This is a genomic window from Nocardia sp. CY41, from assembly GCF_009829325.1.
GTDB lineage: Bacteria > Actinomycetota > Actinomycetes > Mycobacteriales > Mycobacteriaceae > Nocardia.
Genome location: NZ_VUOS01000023.1, coordinates 182645 through 196614 on the forward strand (window position 1 = coordinate 182645; position 13970 = coordinate 196614).

The 13970-nt window shown below is 68.2% G+C and carries 15 protein-coding genes; 6 read left to right on the top strand and 9 right to left on the bottom strand.

The window, feature by feature from the left end; all coding sequences use genetic code 11:
* Nucleotides 1-125 precede the first annotated feature (125 nt).
* The gene (locus tag GVY64_RS25770; RefSeq protein WP_159846491.1) at nucleotides 126-371 is read left to right on the top strand and encodes a hypothetical protein; all 246 of its coding nucleotides are present in this window, start codon (nucleotides 126-128) and stop codon (nucleotides 369-371) included.
* Nucleotides 372-399: 28 nt separating this feature from the next.
* Here the strand turns inward: GVY64_RS25770 and GVY64_RS25775 are convergent, their stop codons facing one another.
* From GVY64_RS25775 to GVY64_RS25800, 6 genes are all read right to left on the bottom strand, one after another.
* Nucleotides 400-804: a nitroreductase family deazaflavin-dependent oxidoreductase gene (locus GVY64_RS25775; RefSeq protein ID WP_201298146.1), complete on the bottom strand. Its 405-nt coding sequence runs from the start codon at nucleotides 802-804 to the stop codon at nucleotides 400-402.
* A gap of 96 nt (nucleotides 805-900) precedes the next feature.
* Nucleotides 901-1740: an alpha/beta fold hydrolase gene (locus GVY64_RS25780; protein ID WP_159846494.1), complete on the bottom strand. Its 840-nt coding sequence runs from the start codon at nucleotides 1738-1740 to the stop codon at nucleotides 901-903.
* Between the two features lie 33 nt (nucleotides 1741-1773).
* The gene (locus GVY64_RS25785) at nucleotides 1774-2070 is read right to left on the bottom strand and encodes a hypothetical protein (RefSeq protein ID WP_159846497.1); all 297 of its coding nucleotides are present in this window, start codon (nucleotides 2068-2070) and stop codon (nucleotides 1774-1776) included.
* Between the two features lie 98 nt (nucleotides 2071-2168).
* Nucleotides 2169-2894 (bottom strand): amino acid ABC transporter ATP-binding protein, encoded by a 726-nt coding sequence (locus GVY64_RS25790; protein ID WP_159846500.1) that lies wholly within the window; start codon nucleotides 2892-2894, stop codon nucleotides 2169-2171.
* Nucleotides 2895-4691 (bottom strand): ABC transporter substrate-binding protein/permease, encoded by a 1797-nt coding sequence (locus tag GVY64_RS25795; protein WP_159846503.1) that lies wholly within the window; start codon nucleotides 4689-4691, stop codon nucleotides 2895-2897.
* A 148-nt stretch (nucleotides 4692-4839) separates the two neighbouring features.
* Entirely contained in the window at nucleotides 4840-5634 is a 795-nt protein-coding gene (locus GVY64_RS25800) for an LLM class F420-dependent oxidoreductase (RefSeq protein WP_159846506.1), read from the bottom strand.
* A 141-nt stretch (nucleotides 5635-5775) separates the two neighbouring features.
* Between GVY64_RS25800 and GVY64_RS25805 the strand changes: the two genes are divergently transcribed.
* The 3 genes from GVY64_RS25805 (at nucleotide 5776) to GVY64_RS25815 (ending at nucleotide 9325) form a co-directional block, all read left to right on the top strand.
* A complete protein-coding gene (locus GVY64_RS25805; protein ID WP_159846509.1) occupies nucleotides 5776-7026 on the top strand; it encodes a PucR family transcriptional regulator in 1251 nt (416 codons plus the stop codon).
* Nucleotides 7027-7170: 144 nt separating this feature from the next.
* Complete coding sequence (locus GVY64_RS25810) at nucleotides 7171-8151, top strand: phosphotriesterase family protein (protein ID WP_442939631.1); 981 nt, start codon at nucleotides 7171-7173, stop codon at nucleotides 8149-8151.
* Between the two features lie 91 nt (nucleotides 8152-8242).
* Nucleotides 8243-9325, top strand: a complete 1083-nt coding sequence (locus GVY64_RS25815) for an ABC transporter ATP-binding protein (protein WP_159846515.1) — start codon at nucleotides 8243-8245, stop codon at nucleotides 9323-9325.
* Nucleotides 9326-9478: 153 nt separating this feature from the next.
* On the opposite strand, the gene GVY64_RS25820 is transcribed toward GVY64_RS25815, so the two are convergent.
* Nucleotides 9479-10009, bottom strand: a complete 531-nt coding sequence (locus GVY64_RS25820) for a winged helix-turn-helix transcriptional regulator (protein WP_159846518.1) — start codon at nucleotides 10007-10009, stop codon at nucleotides 9479-9481.
* Nucleotides 10010-10108: 99 nt separating this feature from the next.
* Here GVY64_RS25820 and GVY64_RS25825 point away from each other — a divergent pair, with 99 nt between their 5' ends.
* The gene (locus tag GVY64_RS25825) at nucleotides 10109-11281 is read left to right on the top strand and encodes a thiolase family protein (protein WP_159846521.1); all 1173 of its coding nucleotides are present in this window, start codon (nucleotides 10109-10111) and stop codon (nucleotides 11279-11281) included.
* 328 nt (nucleotides 11282-11609) lie between these two features.
* Here GVY64_RS25825 and GVY64_RS25830 read toward each other — a convergent pair whose 3' ends face one another.
* Nucleotides 11610-11948: a hypothetical protein gene (locus GVY64_RS25830; RefSeq protein WP_159846524.1), complete on the bottom strand. Its 339-nt coding sequence runs from the start codon at nucleotides 11946-11948 to the stop codon at nucleotides 11610-11612.
* 36 nt (nucleotides 11949-11984) lie between these two features.
* A complete protein-coding gene (locus GVY64_RS25835; protein ID WP_159846527.1) occupies nucleotides 11985-12380 on the bottom strand; it encodes a hypothetical protein in 396 nt (131 codons plus the stop codon).
* A gap of 106 nt (nucleotides 12381-12486) precedes the next feature.
* Between GVY64_RS25835 and GVY64_RS25840 the strand changes: the two genes are divergently transcribed.
* Nucleotides 12487-13461, top strand: a complete 975-nt coding sequence (locus tag GVY64_RS25840; protein ID WP_159846530.1) for an o-succinylbenzoate synthase — start codon at nucleotides 12487-12489, stop codon at nucleotides 13459-13461.
* Nucleotides 13462-13970: the final 509 nt, after the last annotated feature.

The following is a 13970-nucleotide window of genomic DNA, read 5'->3' on the forward strand; positions in this document are numbered from 1 at the left end:
AACCGACACTCAGCATCGAACGTGTGGATAAGCTCGAACGCCTCAGCCATCACGATTCGCGAGCAGGAGACGTAGTCAAACCAGTCGGATGACCGCCTCGACCGGCCTCTGAGGAGCCCATCACAATGCGCTACTACGCCGTCTACGACAACGACGGAAACATCGCCACCATCCTCGGACAACCCGACGACGCGCCGCCGTTGCGCCCCGCCGCCTTGCACCGGGGACAACGGCTCACCGAACTGGCCCTACCGGAAGGGGTCGTCGACCCTGCCGACCCGGACAACTTGACCGTTCTGCTCGACCTGGTCGCGGATCGGCGAGTGGACGCGACTGCCTGCGCTCGCTCCGACACGCACGCGAGCCGCTAGCCACCGGCAGGGCGACGCGCGGGGGTCGTCACGCCCGGGTCAGCGCGACCACCGGGATGATCCGGGAAGTCTGCATCTCGTGTTCGGCGAAGAACGGATAGGTGCTCTTCAGCATCGCCCAGGTGCGGGCACGGTCGTCGCCGGTCAGCGGGGTGGCCCGCGCCGGATAGCCCTCGCCGCCCACCTCGACGGTGACGCGCGGGTCCGCGCGCAAGTTCAGGTACCAGTCGGGATGTTTCGGCGCGCCGATATTGGAGGCGACGATCAACAGCCGATCGCCGTCGCGGTGGTACATCAGCGGGGTGGTGTACGAGACGCCGGTTCTGCGGCCGGTCGTGGTCAGCAGGATCAAGCGGTCGCGTTGCATGCCGTCGATCGCGCCGCCCGCGCGGAATTGCGCGATGGTTCGCCGGTTGACTTCCTGGACGTCCACGGTTCACCTCCCTCGGCCTCGGTGCACGAGCCTCAGCCTTCCCTCTGGTCGCAGTCCTGTCCGGGAAACGCCGGGATCGGCGGCGCACCAGCGCATTCAGTCCCGATGGGCGAGCAGGTGCTGGATCAGCAGCCGGGTCAGCGCCTCGGGCGCCTCCTCGGGAACCCAGTGCGAGACGTCCTCGAGCATCTCGAACCGGTACGGGCCGGACACGTATTTCCCGGTGGCCAGCGCCGCCGTGGGGCCGACGGTCACGTCCTCGGTGCCCCAGACGTACAAGGTGGGCACGCACGCCGGACCGGTCGGACCCGCGAGATCCATGGCGCGATACCAGTTCAGCGCCGCGGTGAGCGCGCCCGGCTGCGCCAGCCTGCGCACGTACTCATCGACGCGTTCCTCCGGGATCTTCCACTCGAAGATCCGGCGCAATGCGGCGCAATCGTCGGCCAGCAGGGCCCGCTCCGCGGTCCGTGGCCGGCGCAGCTCGATCAGGTGGCGCGAGCGCTGCGCTTGGTCCTCGTCCTCGGCCGTCGCCTGCTGGAGTGCGGCGGGATGCGGATGCGACACTGCGGCGAAGGTGCGGATCCGCTGTGGCAGTTCCGCCGCGACCGTCCACCCGACCAGCGCGCCGCAGTCGTGGCCGATCAAGTCGAAGCGGTCCCACCCCAGCGCGTCGGCCACGGCGATCACATCGCCGGCCAGCTCTTCGATCCGGTAATCGGCCGCACGTTCGGGCCGTACACCCGGGGAATACCCGCGCTGGTCCGGCGCGACGACGTGGCACCCGCCTCCGCCGAGCACACCGAGCTGAAACTCCCACTCGCGCGCTCCCTGCGGAAACCCGTGCAGCAGCAGCACCTCCCGGTCACCGGGAGCACCGGCGGCCAGTACGTCGAAGGTTCCCGCCGCGGTGCGAAGCTCGAGTTCGTCGATCACCCGCCCGACTCTAGAACCCGATACCGACGCGACTCAGTGCTCGTCGAAGTGGCCGTCGTGCGGCGCGTGGCGGTGGCCGTCGTGCACGTAGTCGACGTGGTCCCCGTGCTGGACGGACTCGTGGCCGCAGTTGGGACCGTGCTGATGCGGATGGTCGCGGCATTCGGTGTGCTCGGAATGCTCGCACTCGTCGTAGTGACCCTGGTGTTCGCGATGCAGATGACCATCGTGGGCGTAGTCGATGTGATCGCCGTGCTGGAACGCCGTGTGCCCGCAGTCCGGGCCGTGGACATGGTCGTGGCCGGTGTGCTGCGCGTGTGCTGTGGTCATCGAATTTCCCTCTTTCCTGATGCGGATAGCTGGAATCGTGATGACAAATACATTAGCAGATGCGCATCAATCGAAATTTCCTCGAGTGTGCTGTGGGCTCAGAGCACCTGGGCGAGGAACCTCTGCAAACGCGGCGTCTGCGCGTCGTCGAACAAGGCGTCGGGCGTACCGGTCTCCACGACCTGCCCGCGGTCCATGAACACCACGCTGTCGGACACCGTGCGGGCGAAGCCCATCTCGTGGGTCACCACGACCATCGACATGCCGCCGGAGGCGAGGTCGGTCATCAGCGCGAGCACGCCCTTCACCAGCTCGGGGTCCAGCGCCGAGGTGGCCTCGTCGAAGAACATGATCTCCGGCCGCATGGCCAGCGCCCGCGCGATGGCGACGCGCTGCTGTTGCCCGCCGGACAGGTTGGCCGGACGCGCGTCCGCTTTGTCGGCCAGGCCGACGATCTCCAACTGTTCGACGGCCAGCGCCCGCGCCTCGTCCTTGGACAGGCCGCGCAGCTTGCGCGGACCCAGCGCGACATTCTCCGCGACCGTCTTGTGCGGGAACAGATTGAACTGCTGGAACACCATGCCGATGCGCTGGCGCAACCGGTCCGGGTTCTCGGTGAGCACGGACTTGCCGTCCAGCAGCACGTCGCCCTGATCGGGCTCGTAGAGCCGGTTCAGCACCCGCAGCAGGGTCGACTTACCCGACCCGGACGGCCCGATGACGGTGGCGGTCTTGCCCGCGTCGACGTGGATGTCGATCCCGCGCAGCACGTGGTTGTGCCCCAACGTCAGATGCAGTCCGGTACCGGTGAGGGAGGCACTCATCTATCCGCGCCCTTCCGTGATCGTGGCCGCCTCCACCTGGTCGATCGGCCGGTCGGGTCGGCCGGTGCGCATCCGGCGGTCGATGTAGTTCACCAAGTGGGTGAGCGGGATGGTCAGGATCAGGTAGACCAGGCCTGCGGCCACCAGCGGCGAGAGATTCCCGGTCTGCGCGTTGAGATCGCGGCCGACGGCGAACAGCTCGCGCTGGGTGGCGAGCAGGCCGAGGAAGTAGATCAGCGAGGAATCCTTGATGAGCGCGATGAACTGGTTCATCAAAGCCGGGAGCACTCGGCGCACGCCCTGTGGGATCACCACCAGCGTCATCGCCTGGCGGTAGCCGAAACCGATGGCGCGCGCCGCTTCCAGCTGCCCGGTCTCGACCGACTGGATGCCGGAGCGGAAGATCTCGCCGATGTAGGCCGAGGCGAGCAGCGCCAGCGCCACCGCGCCGAGCCAGTAGGGGTTGTTGCCGGTGAGATTGCGCACCACCGGGCCGACGCCGAGACCGATCAGCAGGATGATGACCACGGCGGGCAGACCGCGGAAGATGTCGGTGTACACCCGCGCGGGCCAGCGCAACCAGCGAGTACGCGATATTCCGGCGACCGCGAGGAGCATGCCGAGGACGGTGCCGAGCGCACCCGAGACCACCGCCAGGATCAGCGTATTGGGCAGGCCGGTCTTGAATAGGTCGGGAAATGCCTTGCGGTACAGCGACCAGTCGAAGAACGTGTCCTTCAACTGCTGCACCGTGGATTTCGGCGTGTTCTGCGCTGTTTCGTCCTTCTGCTTGCCCGCGGCGAGCGCGGCGAAGTCCGGCAGCTGTGGCGCGGGGGCGGCCTTCGAGCCGGGCTTCCAGCCCGGCGGCAGCTGGCGGGGCACCCATTCGGTGTACAGCTTGGCGTAGGTGCCATCGGCGATCACCGCGTCCAGGCCGCTGTTCAGCGCGTCGATCAGCGGCTGGTTGTTCTTGGCGACCGCGTAGCCGACGAAATTGTCCAGACTGAAGGTGTTCTGCGACACCGACGTTCCGTCACCGGGCTTGATCGCGCCCTCGGCTTGGGCGGAGGGGGCGACCCAGGCGTCCACCTGACCGGACTTCAGGTTGGCGTAGGCGGTGTTGTAGTCCGGGAACTTCACCGGGTCCAACCGCAGTTGGTTCACCACGAATTCGTCCTGCACGGTGCCCTGCACCACCGCGATCCGTGTGTTCCGGTTCAAATCGGCGAATCCTTCGATCGCGCTACCGGTCGGCACCACGAGGGAGAAGTAGCCGAAGTCGTAGCCGTTGGTGAAGCCGACCAGCTGGCGGCGCGCGTCCGTGGTGGTGATGTTGGACGAACCCACGTCGAAACGGCCACCGGACACCTGGGCGAGCAGCCCGGCGAACTCGGTGCCGGAGAATTCCACTTGGAGGCCGAGCTTGGCGCCGATCGCCTTCAGCAGTTCGTTGTCGAAGCCGGTGAACGTGCCCTGCCGGTCGACGCAGATGCTCGGCGGCGCGTCCGACAGCGTGCCGACGCTGAGTTTGCCCGGCGTGATCAAACCGAGTTTCGAGACGTCGATCGAGGTCAGCGGCACGGTGGCCGCGGTGGTGTAGCGGTCGCTGCCCGCCGCGGCCGAGGAGGCCAGGTTGGTGGGCGCGGCGGAGGCCGCGGCCAGGCCGGGCGGTGCGCAGAGGTTGCGCTCGGTGACCGCCTCGTCGGAGCCGGAACCACACGCCGTCGCGCTGAGACCGACGGCAAGCAATATCACGGCGATCAACGCACGAGATCGCACAGCGGGCAGAACAGCCATGACGGACAACCCTAGCCGTGGAAATCTGCTATTCCACAGCTACCCCGAGGCGGTGACCTCGGAAACCATGTGCGCCCGGCGGTCCAAATTTTCGATCATCGTGATCCGAATTGCGGGACCCAGCGGATCAGCCGGCAGGCAATCCGGTTCAGGCCAGTCCGCTGACCGGTTCCGGATTGATCTCGTCACGCCATCGCACGGCCTTCGCGACCTCGCTCAGGTCGTAGTCGGGCCCGCTGGCCCCGATGGTGAAGGTCGTCACGCCCGCATCGACGAAGGCAGGCGCCTTCTCCAGACCCGGCCACTGCACCGAGCGCTCGATGCGCGCCTGATCGGTGCCGACGGCGGCGCAGTGCTCGGCGAGCACTTTGTTCTTGTGCGCGAGCACGTCCAGGTCGGCGAAGGTGTGCCACATGTCGGCGTACTGCGCGACCAGCCGCAGGGTCTTCTTCTCGCCACCGCCGCCGATGAGAATCGGCAGATCGCGGGTCGGTCGCGGGTTGAGCTTCGGCAACCGGGCGCTGATCCGGGCCAGGGTCTCCTTCAGCAGCTCCAGCCTGCTGCCCGCGGTGCCGAAGTCGTAGCCGTACTCGTCGTAGTCCTTCTCGAACCAGCCCGCGCCGATGCCGAGAATCAGCCGGCCGCCACTGATGTGGTCGACGGTGCGCGCCATGTCGGCCAGCAGATCCGGATTGCGATAGCCGCCGCCGGTCACCAGCGCGCCGATCTCCACTCGTTCGGTCTGCTCGGCGAACGCGCCCAGCATCGTCCAGCACTCGAAGTGCGCGCCGTCGGGATCACCGGTGAGCGGGTAGAAGTGGTCCCAGTTGAAAACGATGTCGACACCCGCGTCCTCGCAGCGCAGCACCGCGTCGCGGATGAGCCGGTATTCCGGCGCGTGCTGCGGCTGTAGCTGAACTCCGATCCGCACTGGACGACTCATGGGCACTCTCCTCGTCGCTCGGTCCGCCCCGCCCCGCCCCGAGGCTACCGGGGCGGTGAAGTTCCCGCAGGCAGCCGCACCGGGCCTCCGGCAGGGGCTACGTTGGGGACGCGAACCGAGCCGGTGGATGGAGGTGTCGGCGTGGCCGGCGGCGAGAACGAGGTGGTTCGCGCGGTCGTCTCGACGATGCTGCGCGATCGCGACGACTTGATCGCCGAGTTGTCGGCGGTGATGCGCGCGCAAGTCGTGACGCTCGACTCCGACGCCCGGCTGCGGGGTTTGTTCGAAGCGGGCACCACCGACAATCTGATGTCCGCCCTGGACTTCGTGCAGAACGACGCCGCCGAGGACGACGTGCACGCGCCCGACCGTGCCTTGGTGTACGCGCGCACGCTCGCTCAGCGCGACGTCCCGCTGCCCGTGCTGATTCGCGCCTATCGGGTGGGGCATGCCGGGTTCCTCGACATCGCGATGCGCTACGCCGTGGAACTGGGCGGTCCCGACAGTTCGGCGGCCATCATCCGGATCGTCAATCGCAGCGCCGTGTACATCGATCGGGTGTGCGAGCACGTCGGCGTGGCTTACCAACAGGAACGCGACCGGTGGGTGGGCAGCCGCGGCGCCCTGCGACAGGAATGGGTGGCGCGGGTGCTCGACGGCTCGGCCGACGACATCGGGCAGGCCGAGCAAGTGCTGCGCTATCCGCTGTCCGGCCGCCACATCGCGGTGAACGCCTGGACCGAGCCGCACCTCTCGGCGCGGGCCGCGGTGGACGTGCTCGATGCCGTTCGGGCCGCGCTGGTTTCGCTGTTCGGCAACCCGCGCCGGGCGCTGCTGGTGCCGACCGACGAACGCGAGGTCCGGCTGTGGTTCGCCGTTGCCAAGGACACGACGATCGATGCCGGCGCCATCGAGCGCACGCTGTCGGCCATGTCGTTGCCGGTGCGGGTGGCGGTCGGCGGATGCGGCGCGGGCGTAGCGGGGTTCCGCCGGAGCCTGCGCCAAGCCGACCGGGTACGCGAACTCGTGCTGCTCTCCGGTCCCGCCGCGCCGCGCGCGGTGTCGCACGACCAGGTGGCGGCCGTCGCGCTCCTGGGCGGCGACATCGAGGAACTGCGCCACTACGTGGCCGACTGCCTGGGTGGACTCGCCACCGACAACCAGCGCAATCTCTGGCTGCGCGAAACCCTGCGCGTCTTCTTGGCCACCAACCGCAGCTACGCGGCTGCCGCCGAGGAACTTGCGGTGCACCGCAACACCGTCCAGTACCGGGTGCGGCAGGCGCTCGAACTGGTCGGCGACGTCTTCGACGATCACGACCGCACGCTGCACCTGCACCTGGCCTTGCAAGCCGCGCGCTGGCTCGGACCGGCGGTGCTGCGGCCGGTCTGAGCCGCGACCGCCGCGAGGTCGTTTCGTGCGCTCCGCACGAAAGTTGTACGAAGTTTCAGTGCCCGCGACTATGGCCCAGATCACATACCGGTTCGTAGCATTTCCGCAAATGCGCAGCTCAGGTGAGGAGAAGTCGCTGTGTCAATGCTGGAAACCATGCGCGGTCCGATCGATACCGCTGATCTCGGAGTGACACTGATGCACGAGCACGTTTTCGTGCTCACCGGGGACGTCCAGCAGAACTATCCGGCCGAATGGGGGTCCGAAGAAGAACGTATCGCCGACGCCGTGCGGCGGCTGCGCGTCGCCTACGACGCGGGTGTGCGCACGATCGTCGACCCGACGGTGGTCGGGCTGGGCCGCTACATCCCCCGGATCCAGCGGATCGCCGAGCAGGTGCCGTTGAACCTGGTGGTGGCCACCGGCATCTACACCTACGGCGACGTCCCGTTCTTCTTCCACTACCGCGGGCCCGCACTGAACGAGATCGTCGGCGCGCAGGTCCCCGACCCGATGGTCGACATGTTCGTCGCCGACATCCGCGACGGCATCGCGGGCACCGGGGTGAAGGCGGGCATGCTCAAGTGCGCGATCGACCGGCAAGGGCTCACGACGGGCGTGGAACGGGTGATGCGGGCGGTCGCCCAGGCCCATCTCGAGACCGGCGTCCCGATCACGGTGCACACCCATCCGGAGTCGCGCGCCGGGCTCGACGTCATGCGCGTGATGTGTGACGAGGAAGGCGTCGATCCCGGTCGCATCGTGCTCGGGCACAGCGGCGACACCACCGACTGCGATCACCTCGCAGAACTCGCCGACGCGGGCTTCGTGCTCGGTATGGACCGCTTCGGCATCAACCTCGACACCACTTTCGAAGCCCGCGCCGACACGCTGATCGAGATGGTGCGTCGCGGCTACGCCGAGCGGATGGTGCTCTCCCAGGACGCGAGCTGCTACATCGACTGGATCGAGCCCGCCGCCATGGCGGCCCTGCCGCAGTGGCACTACACCCACCTGTTCCAGGACGTGTTCCCCTACGTGCTCGACCGGGGCGTCACCAAGGAGCACATCGACACCATGCTCGTCGACGTCCCGCGCGCGTTCTTCGAGGCGCGCACACGCTGACGTGGCCCGTCGCCGAGGGCCCCGATAGGATCACCGCACCCTTACTCGGATCGTCCGGCACGTTCCTGCCGGGATGGGATGTGAATTCGTCATGGCCACTGTGACCTTCGACAACGCGACGCGGCTCTACCCCGGCGCCGTCAAACCCGCGGTCGATCGGCTGAACCTGGAGATCGAGGACGGCGAGTTCCTCGTGCTGGTCGGCCCCTCGGGCTGCGGGAAGTCGACCTCGCTGCGCATGCTCGCCGGGCTCGAGGACGTCAACGGCGGCCGCATCCTGATCGGTGACAACGACGTGACGCACGCCGAGCCGAAGGAACGCGATATCGCCATGGTGTTCCAGAACTACGCGCTCTACCCGCACATGACCGTCGCGGAGAACATGGGCTTCGCGCTGAAGCTGGCCAAGGTCGCCAAGGCGGAGAAGCAGCAGCGGGTGCTGGAGGCGGCCAAACTGCTCGACCTGGAGCCCTACCTCGATCGCAAGCCGAAGGCGCTGTCCGGCGGTCAGCGTCAGCGCGTCGCGATGGGCCGCGCGATCGTGCGCCAGCCGCAGGTGTTCCTGATGGACGAGCCGCTGTCCAACCTGGACGCCAAGCTGCGCGTGCAGACCCGTACCCAGATCGCGCAGTTGCAGCGCAGGCTCGGCACCACCACGGTGTACGTCACGCACGACCAGGTCGAGGCGATGACCATGGGCGATCGGGTCGCCGTGCTGAAGGACGGCCTGCTGCAGCAGTGCGCCACGCCGCGCGACCTCTACCGCGATCCGGCCAACGTGTTCGTCGCGGGGTTCATGGGCTCGCCTGCCATGAACCTGTTCACGCTGCCGGTCACCGACGGCCGGGTGGAACTGGGCGGGCACGCGATCGCGCTGCCGCGCACGGTCGCGGACGAGGCGGGCAACACGGTGACAGTCGGCATCCGTCCGGAACACTTCGAACTGGGCAACGGCTCCGGCATCGAGATGGAGGTGGACGTGGTGGAGGAACTGGGTTCCGACGCCTACATCTACGGCCGCACCATCGCCGAGGGCGGGACCGACGGCGCCGGGGAAACCATCGTCTCGCGGGCGGATTGGCGCAACCCGCCCGCCAAGGGCACTCGCCTGCGGCTGGCGACCGACGCCGAGCACGTCTACTTCTTCGACACCGAAGGACGCAGGCTCAACTGAGCACGCCACCGAGGCGTTTCTCGGCCCTGCGCCGACGCGCGGGCCGCATGACTGCGGCTCTATGCACGGCCGGACCGCCCCCGTGGCATCGCTTGTTCGGTCGCGTCGGTGCCGGTCGGCGGCGCAAGTCCGGCGCGGCGCGGCGAGCGGGCATCAGTCCGTCGCGTCCGATCGACGGCGTGCGCGCCGTTGCCGCGCGTAGTCCTCGTTGAGCCGCACGCCGAGTTCCTCGAGTTCGATCTCGCGGCCGGATTCGCTGCGCACCTGCACCCGGACCGGAGCGCCGGTCGCCTCCTCGACCAAGAGCAGCGGAGCCGCCCCCGGCTGCAGGTAGGCGTCGCCCCACTGCATGAGCGCCAGCACGGCGGGTAGCAGATCGCGGCCCATCCGGGTGAGCACGTACTCGTGCCTGGTGCGCTTGCCTTCCTCCTGGTAGGGCTGTTTCGCGAGCAAGCCCGCCGCGGTGAGCTTGCGCAACTGGGCCGCGGCCGCCGCGTCGGTGATGCCGACGCGGCTGGCGAAGCCGTCGAACCGCCGGGTGCCGTAGTACGCCTCGCGCAGGATGAGCACCGCCGAGCGCGTCCCGATGAGGTCCATCGCCTTCGCGATCGAGCATTCGTCGGCTTTCCAGGCGCTGAGATCGGCCAACGGCCCTTCCATCACTGCTGCCATGACCGACATCATACCGATGCTGACTTGCCTTAACTATTGCCAGGGGTAATCTGACTATGTGTTGATAGAGCCAGGCATGGTGGCCGGGCTCTCGGTCCGGAAGGAAGCACCATGAGAGACGCGGTGATTGTCGAAGCGGTACGCACCCCGATCGGCAAAGGCAAACCGAACGGCGCACTGCACAACGTCAACGCGGTGGACCTGCTGGCCCACAGCCTGCGCGAGGTGGTGGACCGCAGCGGCATCGATCCCGCACTCATCGACGACGTGATCGGCGGCGTCGTCACCCAATTCGGCGAGCAGGGCGCGAACATGACCAGGCGGGCCGCGCTGGCCGCCGGATATCCCGAATCCGTCCCGGCGACCACCGTCGACCGGCAGTGCGGGAGCAGTCAGCAGGCCATCCACTTCGCCGCGCAAGGCGTGATCGCGGGCGCCTACGACATCGTGGTCGCCGCGGGTGTGGAGTCGATGGGACGGATTCCCATGGGCGCCAACCTGGTCGGTTCGGACGACATCTCCGGCGTCGGCTTCGCCGAGCGCTACCCGGAGGGCCTGGTGCCGCAAGGCATCAGCGCCGAGCTGATCGCGGCAAAGTGGGGACTCACCCGCACCCAGCTGGACGAGTTCGCGCTCGCCAGCCACGAAAAGGCCGCGCTCGCCACCAAGAACGGCCTGTTCGCCGGCGAGCTGGCCCCGATCAACGGGCTCGCCACCGACGAGGGCATCCGGGTCGGCAGCACGCTGGAGACGCTGGCGGCACTGCGTCCCGCCTACTACGACCCCGCCATGGCCGCCCGCTTCCCGCAAATCGGCTGGGAGATCACGGCGGCGACCGCCAGCCAGGTCAGCGACGGCAGCGCGGCGGTGCTCATCATGACCAGCGAGCGCGCGAAGGAGCTCGGTTTGAAGCCGCTCGCCCGGTTGCACAGTTTCGCGGTGGCAGGCGACGACCCGTTGCTGATGCTCACCGCGGTGATCCCGGCGACCAGGAAAGTCCTGCAACGCGCGGGTCTGCAGCTGTCCGACATCGACCTCGTCGAAATCAACGAGGCGTTCTCGCCGGTGGTGCTGGCCTGGGCCCACGACACCGGCGCAGACCTGACGAAGGTCAACGTCAACGGCGGCGCGATCGCCATCGGGCACCCCCTCGGCGCCTCCGGCGCCCGCCTGATGACCACGCTCGTGCACGCCATGCAGGACCGTGGCGCCCGCTACGGCCTGCAAACCATGTGTGAGGCAGGCGGGCTGGCCAACGCCACCATCGTGGAGCGACTGGGCTGATCCACATCCCACCGGCGCTGCGTGTTCGCGGCTGTTGGATGCGAACACGCAGACGGGTGGGCTCGCCCGCCTGAACCACATCGGCCGGAGCACCTCCTGGAACAAGGCCAGGCCAGTCGCGGTGGCGCCGGAAACGGCATAGCCTGGCTCGAGCCGTGTGGCCGGAACGTAGAGCGGTCGATTCGTACAGCCGCCGCGTACGTGGCCAAGGAGCAGCGGCGGCCGCCGCGTACGCGACGAAGGAGCAAGCGGCGGTCGCGCAAACGCGAGCCACCAGGGGGCCGCGAACACCCCGCGCCGCAGGCGCTGGAAAACAAACACAGCGAATTCAATACGAGACCAGCACGGCTGCGATCAAGAAGCCGATCAGCCAGGATTCGAGGATCAAGGGGACCGCGATGAGCGGGGTCCAGGCGATCGGCCGTCGGTCGCGCACTTTCTCGACCACCGAGATGATCGCCGCGAGCACCGATGCCGCGATGCCCGCCCAGGCGACGACCTGCGCCCACGGCAGGTATCCGACGCCGCGGCCGGCGCGGCCGTCGCGTGCGAGCACATCGTAGAGCGGCACGAAAGAGGCCATCAGCCAGCCGAATCCGAGCACGATGACCGTCCCCAGCGCGACGCGCAGGGCGTCGGTCGTTCGCTGCCGGATTTTGCGCGCCATGCGATCAGCATGACCGGCTGTCGGCCGCAGGGCATCTCAAGAGCCTGTGTAGACCTGGGAAGCCAATGCGAGGCCCCCGGCGAACGACAGCACGATCAGCACTATCGCCAGTACCGGCCAATACCACATGTACCAGCGCTTGACCGCGGCCAGGATGAGCACCCCCGTGACACCGACGATCGCCAGCGCGGTTCCACCCCAGGACACCGCGAACGCCCAGCCCAGATAGTCGGTGCGGCAGTTGTCGGTCCCGCATGGATCGGTGGCGAAGGCGAAGAAGAGGGTGAAGTAGGCGGCGGCCGAGCCGAGGACGGCCGCGACGCAGTACAGCACGATGGCGAGCACGACGTCCCAGGTCCGCACCGGCCGCTGCCCGGCGGGCGACGATGCGGGCGCGCCGTGCGGCGGCCGAGGCTGCGGGTTGTGGATCATGCCGCCAACGATCCCGTGTCGAGCGCCTCGCCGGCTCCGGGAAACTACTCGAGGCCGTCTGCGCAATCCCGCGATGGGCCCCGGCGGCCGCCTAAGCTGGTCGGCGATGAGCGACTCCGCAGCGCAGAACGTCGTCTACGCCATCCCGATGCGCACCCGCTTCCGTGGCATCACGGTGCGGGAAGGGATGCTGATCCGGGGGCCACTCGGGTGGGGTGAGTTCTGTCCGTTCCCCGAATACGACGACCGCGAAGCCGCCGCCTGGCTGGCCACCGCTCTGGAGCAGGTGACGACGGGCTGGCCCGAGCCGGTCCGGGACCGCGTTCCGATCAATTGCACGGTGCCCGCTGTCGACCCGGAGCAGGCGCACGCGATCGTGGCCAGATCCGGCTGCCGCACCGCCAAGGTGAAGGTCGCCGACCATCCGGACTCGCTCGCCGAGGACCTGGCCAGGGTCGAGGCGGTACGCGACGCTCTCGGCCCGAACGGCGCGATCCGGGTCGACGCGAACGCGGTCTGGGACGTGGACACGGCCGTGCGCGATATCCAGCGAATCGATAAGGCCGCGGGTGGCCTGGAATACGTCGAACAGCCGTGCCGGACCATCGAGGAACTCGCCGCGGTGCGCCGCCGGGTGAACGTGCGCATCGCCGCCGACGAATCCATCCGCCGGGCCGAGGACCCCATGCGGGTCGCGGTCGCAGGTGCGGCCGATATCGCCGTGCTCAAGTGCACGCCGCTCGGCGGCGTCCGCCGCGCCCTCCAGGTAGCCGAGGCGGCCGGACTGCCCTGCGTGGTCTCCTCCGCTCTGGAGACCAGTGTCGGCCTCGCGGCGCAACTGGCCCTGGCCGGCGCGCTCCCGGAACTGGATTTCGCCTGTGGTCTAGGCACTTTGAGCCTGCTCACCGGTGACGTGACGCGGGGATCCCTGCGTGCGGTCGACGGCTACCTCCCCGTCCTGCGCACCCCACCCGAGCCGGAACCGGAACTGCTGGAAAGCCATCGCCACCCCGACGCCGAGCGCACCGCATGGTGGCAGGATCGCTTGGCTCGCGTCAGTGCGCTGATCCCGCCCGCGTAACGGCACGAGAACCGCCGAACCCCTCCTATGGGCGACCCTCCGATTCGTCCGCCCCTTTCACCTACTTAGATGCGAGACAGAGGGACTCGGTTCCCACGACTTCCGAAATCCGGCCTGAACTCCACGATCATCCGCCCACTCCGGACTCTGGACTACGGATCAAAAGGTTAGGAGCCCAGCCGGACCGCGTCGGAATGACGCGAAAGGCACCCCAATCTGACGCTCTCCGCGGCGTCTCCGGGTGTGCTGTTGGGCTGTACCCCAACATCACACGCGATAGCGCTTGCTGTGGCGGTCCGGCGACGGCGATCTCGCCCAGCTTGCGCCCGCATCAGCCTGTGACACCGCGCGGCTGCGTGTCGCTCGACGGTCGATGTCCAACAGCTGTCCGCGAATCCATTCTCGGCCAGGCCTTTCCGTGCTTTCATACTCATCTATCATCGACCCTCGGTTGTGCTCACGGAGGGCTGCGGGAGGGCAGATGGCCGAGCCGTTCGGGTCAGGTGCCG

What these genes read in the sequence shown, in the direction of transcription:
- GVY64_RS25825 (WP_159846521.1), top strand. Translation starts at nt 10,109, where the DNA reads ATGAGAGACGCGGTGATTGTCGAAGCGGTACGCACCCCGATCGGCAAA.
- GVY64_RS25815 (WP_159846515.1), top strand. Translation starts at nt 8,243, where the DNA reads ATGGCCACTGTGACCTTCGACAACGCGACGCGGCTCTACCCCGGCGCC.
- GVY64_RS25800 (WP_159846506.1), bottom strand. Translation starts at nt 5,634, where the DNA reads ATGAGTCGTCCAGTGCGGATCGGAGTTCAGCTACAGCCGCAGCACGCG.
- GVY64_RS25840 (WP_159846530.1), top strand. Translation starts at nt 12,487, where the DNA reads ATGAGCGACTCCGCAGCGCAGAACGTCGTCTACGCCATCCCGATGCGC.
- GVY64_RS25830 (WP_159846524.1), bottom strand. Translation starts at nt 11,948, where the DNA reads ATGGCGCGCAAAATCCGGCAGCGAACGACCGACGCCCTGCGCGTCGCG.
- GVY64_RS25810 (WP_442939631.1), top strand. Translation starts at nt 7,171, where the DNA reads ATGCTGGAAACCATGCGCGGTCCGATCGATACCGCTGATCTCGGAGTG.
- GVY64_RS25835 (WP_159846527.1), bottom strand. Translation starts at nt 12,380, where the DNA reads ATGATCCACAACCCGCAGCCTCGGCCGCCGCACGGCGCGCCCGCATCG.
- GVY64_RS25820 (WP_159846518.1), bottom strand. Translation starts at nt 10,009, where the DNA reads ATGATGTCGGTCATGGCAGCAGTGATGGAAGGGCCGTTGGCCGATCTC.
- GVY64_RS25785 (WP_159846497.1), bottom strand. Translation starts at nt 2,070, where the DNA reads ATGACCACAGCACACGCGCAGCACACCGGCCACGACCATGTCCACGGC.
- GVY64_RS25770 (WP_159846491.1), top strand. Translation starts at nt 126, where the DNA reads ATGCGCTACTACGCCGTCTACGACAACGACGGAAACATCGCCACCATC.
- GVY64_RS25795 (WP_159846503.1), bottom strand. Translation starts at nt 4,691, where the DNA reads ATGGCTGTTCTGCCCGCTGTGCGATCTCGTGCGTTGATCGCCGTGATA.
- GVY64_RS25790 (WP_159846500.1), bottom strand. Translation starts at nt 2,894, where the DNA reads ATGAGTGCCTCCCTCACCGGTACCGGACTGCATCTGACGTTGGGGCAC.